Here is a 14414-nt window from a genome sequence, read left to right as displayed (position 1 = left end):
AAAAGAGGTTTTTTCCATTCTCCTAAAAAGATTGAAAGCCTCTTTTTATTTATTTGTGTATATTCGATAGATGAATCTGAACTGCGAGCCATGACAAAATTCTATTTACCAACAACTTCGATTTCCTTATTCATTGTTCTCTTATTTGTTCTATCAGGCTGCGGTAAATCTGCAGAAGATAAAGCGAATGAACGAGCCATTGAATTCATGTCGAAACAGGATTATGCTGAAGCTGTAAAGGAATTATCAACAGCAATAGAACAAGATAAAAACTATCTTCCCGCCTATTACAATCGAGCCATCTGCTACTCTTTTTTAGACAAAACAGAGGGCGCCATTCAAGATCTTAGCTTTGTAATTAACAATCAAAAACCAGAAGAACAGGCTTATTTGAACAGAGCAATTCTCTACGAGAATCAAAAAAATTACAAATTGGCAATCAAAGATTATAGTGAGATTTTAAAAATTAGTCCGAAAAATAAAAAAGCGCTCCATTTTCGTGGCATCTGCAACTACTATGAGAAAAATTACAGGGAAGCTATTTCCGATTACGATTTATCGATTAAATATGGATTGAACTCTTCGGGTGTTTACTACAACAGAGCGGTTGCTTTTGATTGTCAGGAAAACTATACCAAAGCGATTGTAGATTATAGCAAAGCCATTCAAATTGACAAGCAACTAGAAAGAGCTTACTTTGCCCGTGGAATTGCCAAGCTAAAAAATGGACAGAGAAATGCAGCCATCTCCGACATTAAACAGTCGGAGCAATTAGGATCTGCAAAAGCAACAAATCTGCTTCAAATAATTAAAAACTAATCAGTTCTTTTCAACAAACAATTTTCCTTGCCAACTATCTCTTTCAATCAGTTTTTTGTCCAACTTAGCCACAAATTCGAAATTTTTTATTCCCCACTTGGGTGCAATTAGCCAACCCTTTGGAGCCTGATTAATAAAACGTTCCAAACTAACTCGAGGATTTATTCTCTCAATCACATCCACCACAAAATCCAAATACTCTTCCATCTCAAACAGATGAAATTTTTCTGGTTCCACCTGATATTCTTTTGCCATGCTAGTATGATTGAGAATCTGTAACTGATGCAATTTCAGAGTGTCGATAGGAAGATTTGAAAGCTCTACGGCATGTTCCAGCATCATTTGAGGCGTATCAAAAGGCAAACCATTCACCAAATGTGCACCAATATGAATTCCCCTATTGGCTGTTTTTCGAATCGTCTTTTCAGCCTCCTGATAGGTATGTCCCCGATTTATTGCATTCAAGGCATTATTATTCAAGGACTCTACTCCATACTCAATACTGATGTAATAATCTTTGGCCAATTCTTCTAAATAATTCAAGAGAGAATCGGAAATACAATCGGGCCGGGTTCCAATAACCAGGCCAATTACTTTTTCATGCGATAAGGCTTCCTCGTATTTATCCCGAAGTTGAACAAGAGGAGCATAGGTATTGGAATAGGCCTGAAAATAAGCAAGGTATCGCTGCGCTTTGTATTTTGCATTGAAGAAATCAATGCCTAAGGCTATTTGTTCGGAAATGGATCTTTTAGGACTGCAGTAAGCCGGATTAAAACTACTGTTATTACAGTAGGTACAACCCCCAACACCTTTGCTTCCATCGCGATTGGGACAAGTAAATCCTGCATCGATAGATATTTTCTGAATTCGCTCTGAAAACCTACGCTTAAAAGAACTTGGGAAGTCATTGTATCTTTTATTATTTCCCCACTGAAACTGCTTATCCGTCATACATCCTAAATTTTGGCTCAAAAATACAAAAGTTATCTTGTATAGCAGATAAATTATCAAAATTTGAAATTTATAAGAATGATTACCTCCAAATCATCTTCTCTCAGAAAGAAAATCGTCCAAATTTTAACTTCTAAATAAAAATAACAATTTAAAAAACACAAATTCTAAAAGAGCAAAAATACATTTCGCAAAGCATTGCATAAGTATTTTTTATATTTACCAAACTGAGCGTTTTATTTATAGAAAGTATTCTTTATATTGCACATAACACTTTTAATAAAATTTTAAGCATGTTTTCAAAACAAGATCAATCTCAATTCGCAGCCAAGGCCATTGACAGTAAGGCCATTGAAGAACAGATCAACAACTTCAAAACTGGTTTTCCAAAAATGAAACTTAAAAAACCTGCCACCATTGGTGACGGGATCTCACAAATTGGAGAGCATGAACAAGAAATTTATAAGGAAGTGTTTACAGCACATGTAAAAAGCCTTTCCCTACTGAAATTTGTTCCTGCATCGGGCGCAGCAACCAGAATGTTTAAATCGTTATACGATTTTTTAAACACTTATCAAGGCACTGAGGATGAATACTTAAAATTCCTTTGCAACAAAGGCCCTGAAACAATGTTTAACTTCTTCGACAGAATAGACGATTTTGCCTTTTATAACGATCTAAAAAATATCTGCTCGGAAAATGATATGGATTTAGAAAAAATGCTTGATAAAAATGAATTCAAGCAAATTTTGGCTATGCTTTTAACCCGAAAAGGACTGCACTATTCCAGTCTTCCTAAAGGCTTGCTAAAATTCCATCGATACAAACTTTACTCAAGAACTTCATTCGAAGAACATTTAGTGGAGGCTCTTAACTATAGCAAAAATAAAAACAAAGATGCTCAAATTCATCTGACTGTATCGGATGATCACAAAGTGCTTTTTGAAGATCGTTTACTAAAAACCAAAGCTACTTTTGAAGAAAAATACGATGGCAAATTAAAGGTTTCCTATTCGGTACAAAAATCATCGACCGATACCATTGCTGTGGACATGAATAATGAACCCTTCCGTAATGAAGATGGAAGCATCCTATTTCGCCCAGGTGGACACGGCGCTTTAATTGAGAATTTAAACGAACTAAATGCCGACGTGATTTTTATTAAAAACATCGACAATGTAGTCCCCGATCGTTTAAAAGAACCAACCTATGCCTATAAAAAAGTACTAGCTGGAATCCTTTTGGAAAATCAATCGTTTATTTTCGACTACCTAAAAATTCTTGAAGAAGACAAGGATATCTCAATGGATAATCTGCAAGAAATGCTTACTTTCTTAGAAGAAAAGCTTTGTACCAAAGCTCCAGCAAGTCTGAAAGTTGAAGATCCGGAAAAACTAAAAAATTATCTTTTCACAAAATTCAATCGCCCAATTCGCGTGTGTGGAATGGTGAAAAACGAAGGAGAGCCAGGAGGTGGTCCTTTCTGGTCGAGAAATTCAGATGGTTCGGTATCTCTGCAAATTGTAGAAGGCTCACAAATTGACAAGACAGATGTTAGGCAAAAAAATATATTAGAACGCTCTACCCACTTCAATCCTGTTGATTTGGTTTGCGGTACTAAGGATTATAAGGGAAATAAATTCGATTTGCCGAAATTCGTCGACAAACAAACTGGTTTTATTTCTGAAAAATCAAATAATGGCAACGATCTAAAAGCTATGGAACTTCCTGGTTTATGGAATGGAGCGATGTCTGATTGGAACACTGTTTTTGTAGAGGTTCCCAGCATCACATTTAATCCTGTAAAAACAGTATTTGACTTACTCAGAATTGAACATCGAAATTTATAATCAACAAACGGCCTCACTTTCGAGGCCGTTTATTTTATGTGATTTAACATAGAGCAGCTTAGCAAAAATTAACTTTTTGTTACGATCTTCTAACTTGAATATTTTAAAATTAATCCTATTTTTGTAAAATAATCATTTTAATTTGGTAGATGATAGAGAATACAGAAAACTATCTTGATGATGATGCGTTTACTTTTGTAAGTCGATTCGAAGAAATGATTAAGGCGAAAACGCTTTACTATTTTGATGTTCACGAATTTGAAAGCATCATTGATTACTACATTGAGAAAGGCGATCTTTCCCAGGCAGTAAAGGTGTCGAATATTGCCAACCGGCAACATCCTGGAGCTATTTCTCTTCAAATTAAAAAAGCTCAGGTATTAATCAACAGAGATCAACACCTTGAAGCGCTTTCGATTCTAGAAAAAATACAAGCCATTGAAAGTTCGAACAAAGAGATTCTATTGCTTAAAGGAAATATCTATAATCATTTGCAAAAGTACGATCTTGCCAAAGAACAGTTCGATGAAGCTTTAGAAATAAGCTCTGAAAACCGTGAAGATTTACTTTTTAGAATCGCCATTGCTTTTGAACAACTTAGTCAGTTCGATTTTGCCATTGACTATCTCGAAGAAGCTCTGGAAATGGATGAAGAAGATTCTGAAGTTCTTTTTGAATTGGGTTATTGCTATGAAAAAATCGGCGAAGACTATCAAAGCATAGCTGCCTATGACGCATTTTTGGATCTCAATCCATTCTCTGACAATGCCTGGTACAATATAGGAATTGTTTATAACCGCTTGGGAAATTTTTCAAAAGCCGTTGAAGCCTACGATTATACTCTTGCTATTAACGACCAACACAGCAAGGCTTACTTTAACAAAGCCAATGCTTTAGCCAATCAGGGACTTTTTGAAGAAGCCATAAAAAGCTATACCGAATACTTGGAATTTGATGACAATCATGCCTCAACCTATTCTTATATTGGAGAGTGTTTTGAAAAACTTGACGAATACGAACAAGCTTTAATCAACTACGAAACAGCCATCAAAACAGATGAGAACCTATCAGATCCATGGTTTGGAATGGGATTAATTCTCATGTATCAGGATAAAATAGATGAATCACTGGTTTATCTGGAAAAAGCCAAAAGCCTTGATGACACAAATTCAGATTATTGGTTCGCCTTAGGATCAGCATATGCCAGAGCCAATTCACCTCAAAAAGCAGTTCATGCCTTTCGGGAAGCTATTGAATTGGATCCCTTCGACACAACTTATCCTATTACACTAGCCGAATACTATCATCAAAACGAAAACGAAGAAACAGCTATTGATGTATTGCTCGAGAGTTTACACCAAACTCCAGACTGTCCGCAACTGCTAAGCAATTTGGCTGCCTACTATGCGATTACCGGAGACATTAACTCTTCGGCAATGTATATTCGCCAAGCCATAGATATCGATTCAGAAAACATCAATGATATCTTTCTTCAATTTCCCGAATTAAAAGAAAACAAACGCTTTACCGACCTTATTCAAACAAACTTATAATTGCATTTCCCTTACGCAATGCAATCTCAACAAAACAAACTATGCCCCGAAATTTAAAAGACTACCTTCTAATTTCCTTAAAAGGAATGGGAATGGGAGCTGCCGATGTTGTTCCTGGAGTTTCAGGAGGAACAATTGCCTTTATTACTGGAATCTACGAAGAATTGATTAACAGCATAAAATCAATTAATGGTAGTGCCATTAAATTAATACTGCAATTGAAAATTAAAGATTTTTGGAAAGCCATAAACGGCAACTTTCTTTCTGCGCTAACATTTGGAATATTTGTCAGTTTTTTATCGCTTGCAAAGCTTATTAAATACTTTTTAGCTGAACAACCAATTCTTATATGGTCTTTCTTTTTTGGCTTAATCGTAGCATCTGCTATTGTAATCGCAAAAAAAATAACAGAATGGAAACTGCGAACCATCATCGCTCTTTTTCTCGGTATTGCCATTGCCTATTTTGTAACGGTTGTAACTCCAGCCGAAACACCAAGCTCTTATTGGTTTCTATTTTTATCGGGAGCTTTGGCCATTTGCGCCATGATTCTTCCTGGTATTTCAGGAGCATTTATCCTGCTTCTTTTGGGCAAATACGAATTTATCTTAAATGCTATTAGCTCCTTTAAGCTGGATGTTATTGCTATTGTAGGGGCTGGCGCCGTTATTGGTCTTTTGAGCTTCTCGAATTTACTAAGCTGGTTACTGAAAAAATACCATAACATGACCATCGCTTTGCTTGCTGGATTCATGATCGGATCCCTAAACAAAGTTTGGCCCTGGAAAGAAACTGTTTCTACATTTATAGACCGACATGGAATCGAAAAACCTCTTCTTCAGGCAAATATTCTTCCCAATACTTTTGAACAAATACTCGGGCAGGATTCTGAATTGATTTTTGCTATTGTTTTGGCTATTGCCGGATTTCTGCTCATCTGGATAATGGAAAAATTCTCACCAGAATCAAAATCGAACTAATATGGACACATTTGCAATTCTGGGTTTTCCTTTACGACACTCTTTTTCGAAACAATATTTTACCGACAAATTTGCAGAAGAAAATCTCGATGCCAACTTTCTTAATTTTGAGTTGTCAAGTATTCAAGAACTTCCCAACACTCTAAAAAAGTACAGTAATCTAAAAGGATTTTGCATTACTATTCCATACAAACAGGAAGTCATGCAATTTCTTGATGAAATTGATCCGCTAGCCAAGCGAATTGGTGCTGTTAATTCGGTTCAAATCATCCGCGAAAACAATGAAATAAAAATGGTTGGATACAATACTGATATTTATGGCTTTACCGAATCGCTAAAAGTTTTTTTGGCCGGAACAAAACCCAAAGCTTTAATTTTAGGGACTGGTGGTGTTTCCAAAGCTGTAGCCACTGGTTTTGAAGAAATGGGCATCGAATACCAATTTGTTTCCCGAAAAGCTTCAGAAAAATGCATCAGCTACAAGATGCTGACTCCCGAAATAATGAACAAATACCATTTACTGGTTAACTGCACACCTTTGGGCACTTTTCCAAAAAACGATACTTGTCCTGATATTCCTTATCACCTACTTAGTGCAAATCATTTTTTATACGACGTTGTGTACAATCCTGCTGAAACTCTTTTTATGAAAAAAGGGAAAGACCAAGGAGCCAAAATTCACAACGGACTAAAAATGCTTCATCTTCAGGCAGAAAGAAATTGGGCCATTTGGAATCAAAGGTAGATCTTTATACATAATAAAGAACACATCAATTCTCCCATTTTATGGATAGAATTTAAAAGAAGAAGAGAAAAACCTGTCATTATGGTTTTTTTCTTTCTTGTGTTCATTTCAAAAAAAACTTCTCTCCGTCTTTGCAAACGCCCTCTCCAATTTCATTCTCTATTGTCAATAGCATTCAAGCAAAGCTGCTGCAAGCTATCCTTCCATTTTGATTCTAAACTTACTTTTTATAAATTCAATTCTATAATACATAAACTACAGAAACAAGGGAACTGCACATTGACTTAACCAAACGAATCAAGAAATCAGAATCAATATTTAATCTGCACACCTACTAAAATTGCCAGATGACAAATAAACAGGACGCAATACAGCAACTCATCAAAAGGCAGAATGACCTTTCAAGCAAACAGGAGAAGCTGAGCATGGAAATTCACGATTTACGAAATAAAATCAAGGAATTACAGCAGAATGAAAACCAGGGAACTGACGAGAATAAAATCGCCGCAGGTCAGACACAATTGCTCCAATCCAAATCGAAAAGTAAATCCATTCCTGTTGATAGCTCTCATTTTGATACTCAACAATTAATCGCAGATAAACCTAAAAAGGTTCAAAAATCCACAAAATCAGATTGGGAACGATTTATTGGCGAAAATCTCATCAATAAAATTGGGATTGCCATCACCATCATTGGAGTTGGAATAGGCACTAAATATTCAATTGACAACGAATTAATCACCCCCTTAACCCGAATCATATTGGGTTATCTAACTGGACTTATTCTGCTGTTTGTGGGTATTCGTTTGAAACCCAAATACGAAAGCTACAGTGCCGTTTTGGTAAGCGGGGCCATAACAATTATGTATTTCCTTACCTACTTGGGCTACAGTTTCTACGATCTTTTTCCGCAGACACTAGCCTTTGTTCTTATGCTCATTTTTACCGTTTTCACTGTATTTGCCGCCTTCAACTACAACCGGCAAGTAATCGCACACATCGCTTTGGTTGGAGCCTATGCTGTCCCATTTTTGCTTAGTGATGATTCGGGAAAAGTAGGAGTTCTTTTTACCTATATGACCATTATTAATTTGGGAATTCTTTTCATTGCCTTTAAAAAGTATTGGAAAGAATTGCACTACACCTCCTTCTTTTTTACCTGGCTGATTTTTTTCTCGTGGTTTGTCACCAAATTCGAGGTCAATGAACATGTTATGCTCGCCAGTGTATTTCTTATTGTCTTTTTCGCACTCTTTTATTTGCTCTTCCTCGCGTATAAATTGATTCGAAAAGAAAGCTTTAACAGGAGCAACTCACTTCTTCTGCTATCCAATTCCTTTATCTTCTACGGAATTGGTTATGCACTTCTGTTGCGTCTGGAGCAGGGAACCAGTTACCTGGGACTATTTACTCTTGGCAACGCAATTGTTCACAGCATTGTGAGCCTCATTATCTACAAACAAAAATTAGCCGACAAAAATATATTCTATTTGATCTCAGGTCTGGTGTTGATCTTCACAAGCATTACATTTCCGGTGCAACTCGATGGCAATTGGGTAACCCTACTATGGGCGTGCGAAGCCGTTCTACTATTTTGGATTGGACGAAACAAAAAAGTAGTTATTTACGAGGCTCTGTCCTTTCCTCTGATGATACTCGCATTTTTTAGTATTCTGCACGATTGGGCTTTAGTTTACAATTCGTACGATGCCACTGATCCTTCAACAAGGATGACTCTTTTTCTAAATGTTAATTTTATGAGTTCTGTACTTTGCTCAGTCGCCTTTTTTCTGATTAATAGACTTAATAGCAATCCTCAAAATCCCAGTTTACTGGCATCATGGATCAAAACCACTAAAATATTATCCTATCTTATCCCAGGCATCCTAATTTTTACAGCCTACTTTTCGATCCGTTTAGAGATTTCCAATTATTGGCATCAGCTTCTTACCGATTCGGTTATCAATATTCAGCCCGATGGTGAAAACTACACGAAATACTTTAAGAATACCGATTTATTTTTTTTCAAAGGCATCTGGATCATCAATTACTCCCTTCTATTTTTCGCTTTACTGGCCATTCTTAACATCAAAAAAATAAAGAATAAAAAGATAACCTACCTGAGCTTTGGACTTGCTGCCACTACTATTTTTATATTTCTTAGTCAGGGTTTATACTCGTTTAGCGAACTACGTGAAAGCTACCTAAGTCAAGAACTTTCAGAATATTACCATCGAAATCAATTCAACCTAATCATCAGGTATGTTTCGATAATTTTTGCAGGCATTTCACTTAGCGCTATTTACTTTCAGGTAAAAAAGCAACTCAACACCAAACTCTATTTCATTGCCTTTGATGCCCTACTTTTCATCTCATTGGTATGGGTACTCAGCAGCGAACTCATTAATTGGATGAGCATTACTGGAGCTTCTCAATTGTACAAACTAGGCTTAAGTATCCTATGGGGCTCTTACTCCTTACTGCTGATTATTTATGGCATTTGGAAACATAAAAAGCATCTGCGAATTGGAGCCATTAGCTTATTTGCACTCACATTAGTCAAACTATTTTTTTACGACATATCGCAACTTAGCACCATCTCAAAAACCATTGTATTTGTTTCTCTTGGAATCTTACTCTTAATTATTTCGTTTTTGTACAACAAATACAAAAGCAATATTTTAGAAGAAGCTAATGGTGAGATAAATTAAATGCATTAAGAAACTTAGCTTGCAAAACTCAAATTCATGAAAACAAGAATCTGTGCTATCCTATTTTTTTTCATTTGTGCCAATTCATTTGGACAAATTAAAGACTTCGATTACCAAAGAGAGATTATTGGTGTAACAAATCAATGGCATAAGATTGAACTTCCTAATGAAATATTCGCTAAACTATCGCTGGATTTAACAGATTTGAGAATCATTGGAATTACGGCGAATCAAGATACCATTGAGGCACCCTACCTTATTCAAACAACAAAAAACAAACCAATTATTAAAGAACTAGATTGTCAGTTACTCAATCAATCCTATCATGAAAATGAGTATTTTTTTACACTAAAGGTTCCCACAAAAAGCTCGGTAAACCACATTCAATTGAATTTTGAGCAAAAGAATTTTGATTGGAGAATTAAGATTCAGGGCAGTCATGATCAACAAAATTGGTACACACTCGTAAATAATTACCGAATTTTAGCCATTCAGAACGATCAGAACAGCTACCAGTATACAGAGTTAAACTTCCCCAAAGCTGACTATTTGTACTATAGAATCACTATTACTAGTGAAGAAAAACCCGTACTTGCAAGTGCAAAAATTTCACTAAGCGATCTGGAAATTGGAAAATACCAAAGTTATCCCATCAAAAAAATTCATCAATCTAACAACAAAAAGAAACAGGAGAGCGTAATTGATATAGATTTAGAATTCCCTGTTTTGCTAAGCGATTTGCAAATTAATATCAAATCAAATTTCGATTACTACCGCAACTGCCGCATTTTATATGCGCTTGATAGCATTCAAACTGAAAAAGGCTGGACACAAAACTACCAAAGCATTGCTACGGGCATTTTAAATTCCTTCGAAAAAAACACATTCCAATTTGACGCTATCTGGACCCAACATCTAATTCTTCGCATTGACAATCAGGACAACCAACCTCTACAAATACAAAGTATTACAGCTAAAGGATATCACTACGAACTAATAGCTCGCTTTACAAATACCGCCCACTATTTTTTATGCTATGGAAACCAAAAACTCTCCAATCCACAGTACGACTTAGCTCATTTTACGAACAAAATACCTAACTCAATCTCCAAACTTGAATTAGGTTCTGAACAACAAATAAAATCTGATGACCTAAACGTTACGGAACCGCTATTTATCGATAGTAAATTCCTATGGGTCCTCCTCGGAGTCATTATCGTTATTCTAATTGTTTTTACCCTGCAGCTGATGAAAAAGTCGGAAAAAGAAACAAAAAAGTAATCTTTTTCATAGTATACCCTTGCTCTAAAAGAAATACCAACATTTGGCAAACAATGGAAAAAAACAAGCAGTTTCCGCTTCCCTCCTAAACAGTTAATTTAATGGAGTTTTTCTCTGCCCAAAGAAAAACTACCCAATAAAAATTCCCTTCTAATTCGCGAAATTATAGGACATAACTAAACGTTTACTCCTCTTTTAATTCCCTGCAAAAAAGTCTCCCAACAAAAGTTACCAACCGATTCTCAAATAAGAATCAACCAAAGCCACTAAAGAACATTTATGTGAAAAAACACCTTTAGAATTTACATAAATGTAAGTTTTATGAATCCGTCAACCTTCTTAAATAAAGCTTTAGTTATTATATATCAATATTTTGCACAAGCAAAACAAGGGATCTATTTTGAGTGGCACGTTATCTGCAATAAGCATATCGCCGTTATATTCAAATGATATACAGGGAATCTACTTTATACCTACTAAATAAATCTACAATGAAAAAAATTATTCTATGCATTGCTGTATTTGCGTCCATTCTTGTTGCCTGCGAAGATGAAGAAACAGCTACAATAATCAGTCAAGGAGATTATCCTGTTAAAGAATATTACCTGGAGCGTGACCCAAAAGTGAATGTTTGGGGAGCGGGAATGGACTTTATTCATAGCGAATGTTCCTTATCTAAAACAGATTTAGATTATGAATATATGACCGACAGTTCCGATTTTTCTTACGACATCAAGTTCTACATCGTAAAAGCCTACTACTACGACGACAATGGTGATTTGCAAAATGAAGGTTGCCCAGCCATGCTTCTTTCCGAAGAGACGAAAGCTTGTAAAATGGGCGAAGGGGTTAGTTATTTCGATTCCCTGACCCTTGTAACTGAGGATATGATAAGCTTATTAGAGAATGATCCTGCAATAGATTACAGCCTGTACAAAGATGAAACAACAGGCTTTTACGACCAAGAATCACTCTATACTGCTTTGGATAGCTGCATCATTGGTCAGAGTTTTAGAAGCGATATACTTGTCGTTCCCGATGGAATGACCGAAGAAGAAGTACAGGCTGTTTATTTGGTAAAAACCAAAGAAGGAGGATATGCTAAATTTATGATGAAGGAATACAAACCCGATGCACCCAACCAAAAGCAGAGTTTGGTTCGATGGCAGGTTATTAGCGAATAACAAAAAAACGGACACCATTTAGTCAGAACCTTCTTTACCTACTCCCTTTTACCGATTAACCAGAAAAAATGAATCACTTCCTAGTTTGTCTATTATGTGCTTTTGTGAGCCTACCTGTTTTTGCACAAAAAAAACTGCAAGGAAAGATTGTGGACGAAAATGGCAATGGCATCTGTTTTGCAACACTTTCCACTCCTTCGGGAGCTGCAAGCAGTAGCGATTCCCTAGGGCACTTTAGCTTGTACATTCCCGTTGATGAAGAAGTGAGTACTATAAAAGTTCAATCGGTAGGCTATGGGGCAAATATTCTGACCATTAGGGGAAATCAAAAAAATATAAGTATTCAACTCGAAAAAAATTTTTTCGCCATTGATGAAGTAGCTGTTGTCGCTCATCAAAGCATAGAAAGTAAAAGCAATGTTTCAGCCTTTACAACCGATAAAAAGGAGATGTCGCAATTAAATCCCCAAAATGTAAATCAGGTGTTACAAACAAAATCGGGTTTCACAAACAAATCGGGCTATCAATCTCCTATGACCTTACGAGGAATGTCGGGCAAACGAATTTTAGTCTTGCGCAACGGAAACCGTCGTTTTAGTTCCTATCCTGCCGGGGTAATGTCGCACACCATTAACATTTACGACTTGGAACGCATCGAGGTGGAAAAAGGAGCTTCATCGGTAATTTATGGAGCTGGAGCCATGGCGGGAATTATCAATTTAATTGACAAATCGCCCTTCAAACAAAACGGATTAAATGCAAAACTTAGCACAGGTTATGGCAGTGTGAATCAAGAAAAAAATTTACTGGCCTGTGGTGGCTGGAGCAATGGAAAAGCCGCCGTAAAAACAGGCTTCCGTTATCGGGATGCCGAAAACTTCGCCTATCCGGATGGTAGCATCGCCGAAAATAGTTTCTATACCGATAAAGATTTTTTTATGACTACAGGCTACCAATTCACCAATAGTAGGCGTCTTGTTTTTAACCTCGATATTCACAATGGAGGTCTCTGGGGAAAACCTGTGGGTTTTAATGGTTCCGATTATATGAGAGTGCAAACCAGAAGTGAAAAATCAAATAACTACTCTCTGCAATATGCCTTGGGAAATGTGGGCTGGTTTAAAAATACAGAGTTTAACGCTTTTTATTCCAACGAAAGTCGCGAACTGGTTAAAAACTACTATACAGCAGCTAGCTATATGCTATCCTATGTCGAAACAACTCACTTTTCCGATTACTACTATGGAAGTCTTTTAAAAGGAAACATGAAACTAAGCGAGAAATACCAACTAACTATAGGAAGTGAATTTTACAGTTTTCACGTATCAACACCTACCGATGTAATCGATTATATTGAATCTCTCTCCTATGAAAATAGAGTAAGCCAAAATGCCCGATCTCATACGGTTGGAATTTTTGCACAGAATGACATACAAATCAACAAAAAAGTAAAACTAACGGCTGGTTTACGCTATAATTATGCCACCGTTTTCGAAGGCGATGTGTACAGCGAAGATCAGAAAAATGAACAAGAGGAAGCAAAACATGCAGTAAGTGGAAACATTGCTACAATAATTACTCTAGGAAAAAAATTGAAACTAAAACTAAACGTCGCTCGCTCATTTCGAATGCCAGAAACCACCGAATTGTACACCGACAACTATACCTCAAATGGAGTATTATATGGTAATCCAGATCTAAAGCCTGAATATTGCTATAGTTTTGATGCCAGCTATCTATTCCGATCTGAACAATTTGAATTTGAAGTAAGTCCGTTTTTATGGCTCATGAGTGACATGATTAGCAAAGAAGAAATTTACGGTTTACCCGGAACAAATTACACCTATGTAAATATTGGCAAAACCCGCTTATTTGGTGGCGAAACATCTGTAAAAATAAAGCTCTCTAAACTGTTCCGTATTGATGATAAACTTAGCATTAGAACTGGATTTGCTTACCTGAACGGAACCGACATTACAGACTCACAATTTGCTTTCGACAAGGGAACACCTCTGGATTATGTGCCACCTTTTAATGTGAAATCGGATATTAGCTACTCTTGCCCATTACGCAAAAAGTTTCAACTCGAGTGTGCCCTACGTTCCATTTTCTATTCAGAGCAGAAAAGATTGGGAGAATCAACCTTCGCGACTCCTGCCTATTTTGTAATGGGTTGTAATATTGGTTTATCCCTGCCAAATGCAAAAACCAAACCTTCTTTCAATATTGCTATAAACAACCTCTTAAATAAGAAATACTACTGTTACCAATCGTACTTACCTAGCGAAGGACGCGATTTCAGACTTTTTCTCACATTTAACTTTTAGCTCCATGCAA

10 protein-coding genes are annotated in these 14414 nt (G+C 36.4%); 9 read left to right on the top strand and 1 reads right to left on the bottom strand.

All coding sequences use genetic code 11. The features are described 5' to 3' along the window. Positions 1–90: 90 nt before the first annotated feature. The gene (locus tag ABYT26_RS07485; RefSeq protein ID WP_372752461.1) at positions 91–819 is read left to right on the top strand and encodes a tetratricopeptide repeat protein; all 729 of its coding nucleotides are present in this window, start codon (positions 91–93) and stop codon (positions 817–819) included. Here ABYT26_RS07485 and ABYT26_RS07480 read toward each other — a convergent pair whose 3' ends face one another. Beyond that, positions 820–1773: a TIGR01212 family radical SAM protein gene (locus ABYT26_RS07480; protein ID WP_372752459.1), complete on the bottom strand. Its 954-nt coding sequence runs from the start codon at positions 1771–1773 to the stop codon at positions 820–822. It lies immediately after the preceding gene. 293 nt (positions 1774–2066) lie between these two features. Here ABYT26_RS07480 and ABYT26_RS07475 point away from each other — a divergent pair, with 293 nt between their 5' ends. From ABYT26_RS07475 to ABYT26_RS07440, 8 genes are all read left to right on the top strand, one after another. Next, positions 2067–3623 (top strand): DUF4301 family protein, encoded by a 1557-nt coding sequence (locus ABYT26_RS07475; protein WP_372752457.1) that lies wholly within the window; start codon positions 2067–2069, stop codon positions 3621–3623. A 149-nt stretch (positions 3624–3772) separates the two neighbouring features. Beyond that, positions 3773–5176: a tetratricopeptide repeat protein gene (locus ABYT26_RS07470; RefSeq protein ID WP_372752455.1), complete on the top strand. Its 1404-nt coding sequence runs from the start codon at positions 3773–3775 to the stop codon at positions 5174–5176. Between the two features lie 41 nt (positions 5177–5217). After that, complete coding sequence (locus ABYT26_RS07465) at positions 5218–6156, top strand: DUF368 domain-containing protein (RefSeq protein ID WP_372752453.1); 939 nt, start codon at positions 5218–5220, stop codon at positions 6154–6156. Position 6157: 1 nt separating this feature from the next. Then, complete coding sequence (locus ABYT26_RS07460; RefSeq protein WP_372752451.1) at positions 6158–6901, top strand: shikimate dehydrogenase; 744 nt, start codon at positions 6158–6160, stop codon at positions 6899–6901. A gap of 347 nt (positions 6902–7248) precedes the next feature. Then, complete coding sequence (locus ABYT26_RS07455; RefSeq protein ID WP_372752449.1) at positions 7249–9612, top strand: DUF2339 domain-containing protein; 2364 nt, start codon at positions 7249–7251, stop codon at positions 9610–9612. Positions 9613–9648: 36 nt separating this feature from the next. Further along, entirely contained in the window at positions 9649–10893 is a 1245-nt protein-coding gene (locus ABYT26_RS07450; RefSeq protein WP_372752447.1) for a DUF3999 family protein, read from the top strand. A gap of 491 nt (positions 10894–11384) precedes the next feature. Continuing rightward, positions 11385–12077 (top strand): hypothetical protein, encoded by a 693-nt coding sequence (locus tag ABYT26_RS07445; protein WP_372752445.1) that lies wholly within the window; start codon positions 11385–11387, stop codon positions 12075–12077. Between the two features lie 68 nt (positions 12078–12145). After that, positions 12146–14404, top strand: coding sequence for a TonB-dependent receptor domain-containing protein (locus tag ABYT26_RS07440; RefSeq protein ID WP_372752443.1), 2259 nt, complete (start codon positions 12146–12148; stop codon positions 14402–14404). The last annotated feature ends 10 nt before the right edge of the window (positions 14405–14414 follow it).

The sequence above is a fragment of the Labilibaculum sp. genome (assembly GCF_041595635.1).
GTDB lineage: Bacteria > Bacteroidota > Bacteroidia > Bacteroidales > Marinifilaceae > Labilibaculum.
Note: the sequence above shows the minus strand (reverse complement) of the source record. Positions and strands in the feature narration are given on the sequence as shown.

Coding starts and splice junctions, on each gene's coding strand:
- ABYT26_RS07440 (WP_372752443.1), top strand. CDS start 12,146: ATGAATCACTTCCTAGTTTGTCTATTATGTGCTTTTGTGAGCCTACCT.
- ABYT26_RS07455 (WP_372752449.1), top strand. CDS start 7,249: ATGACAAATAAACAGGACGCAATACAGCAACTCATCAAAAGGCAGAAT.
- ABYT26_RS07485 (WP_372752461.1), top strand. CDS start 91: ATGACAAAATTCTATTTACCAACAACTTCGATTTCCTTATTCATTGTT.
- ABYT26_RS07445 (WP_372752445.1), top strand. CDS start 11,385: ATGAAAAAAATTATTCTATGCATTGCTGTATTTGCGTCCATTCTTGTT.
- ABYT26_RS07460 (WP_372752451.1), top strand. CDS start 6,158: ATGGACACATTTGCAATTCTGGGTTTTCCTTTACGACACTCTTTTTCG.
- ABYT26_RS07475 (WP_372752457.1), top strand. CDS start 2,067: ATGTTTTCAAAACAAGATCAATCTCAATTCGCAGCCAAGGCCATTGAC.
- ABYT26_RS07450 (WP_372752447.1), top strand. CDS start 9,649: ATGAAAACAAGAATCTGTGCTATCCTATTTTTTTTCATTTGTGCCAAT.
- ABYT26_RS07470 (WP_372752455.1), top strand. CDS start 3,773: ATGATAGAGAATACAGAAAACTATCTTGATGATGATGCGTTTACTTTT.
- ABYT26_RS07465 (WP_372752453.1), top strand. CDS start 5,218: ATGCCCCGAAATTTAAAAGACTACCTTCTAATTTCCTTAAAAGGAATG.
- ABYT26_RS07480 (WP_372752459.1), bottom strand. CDS start 1,773: ATGACGGATAAGCAGTTTCAGTGGGGAAATAATAAAAGATACAATGAC.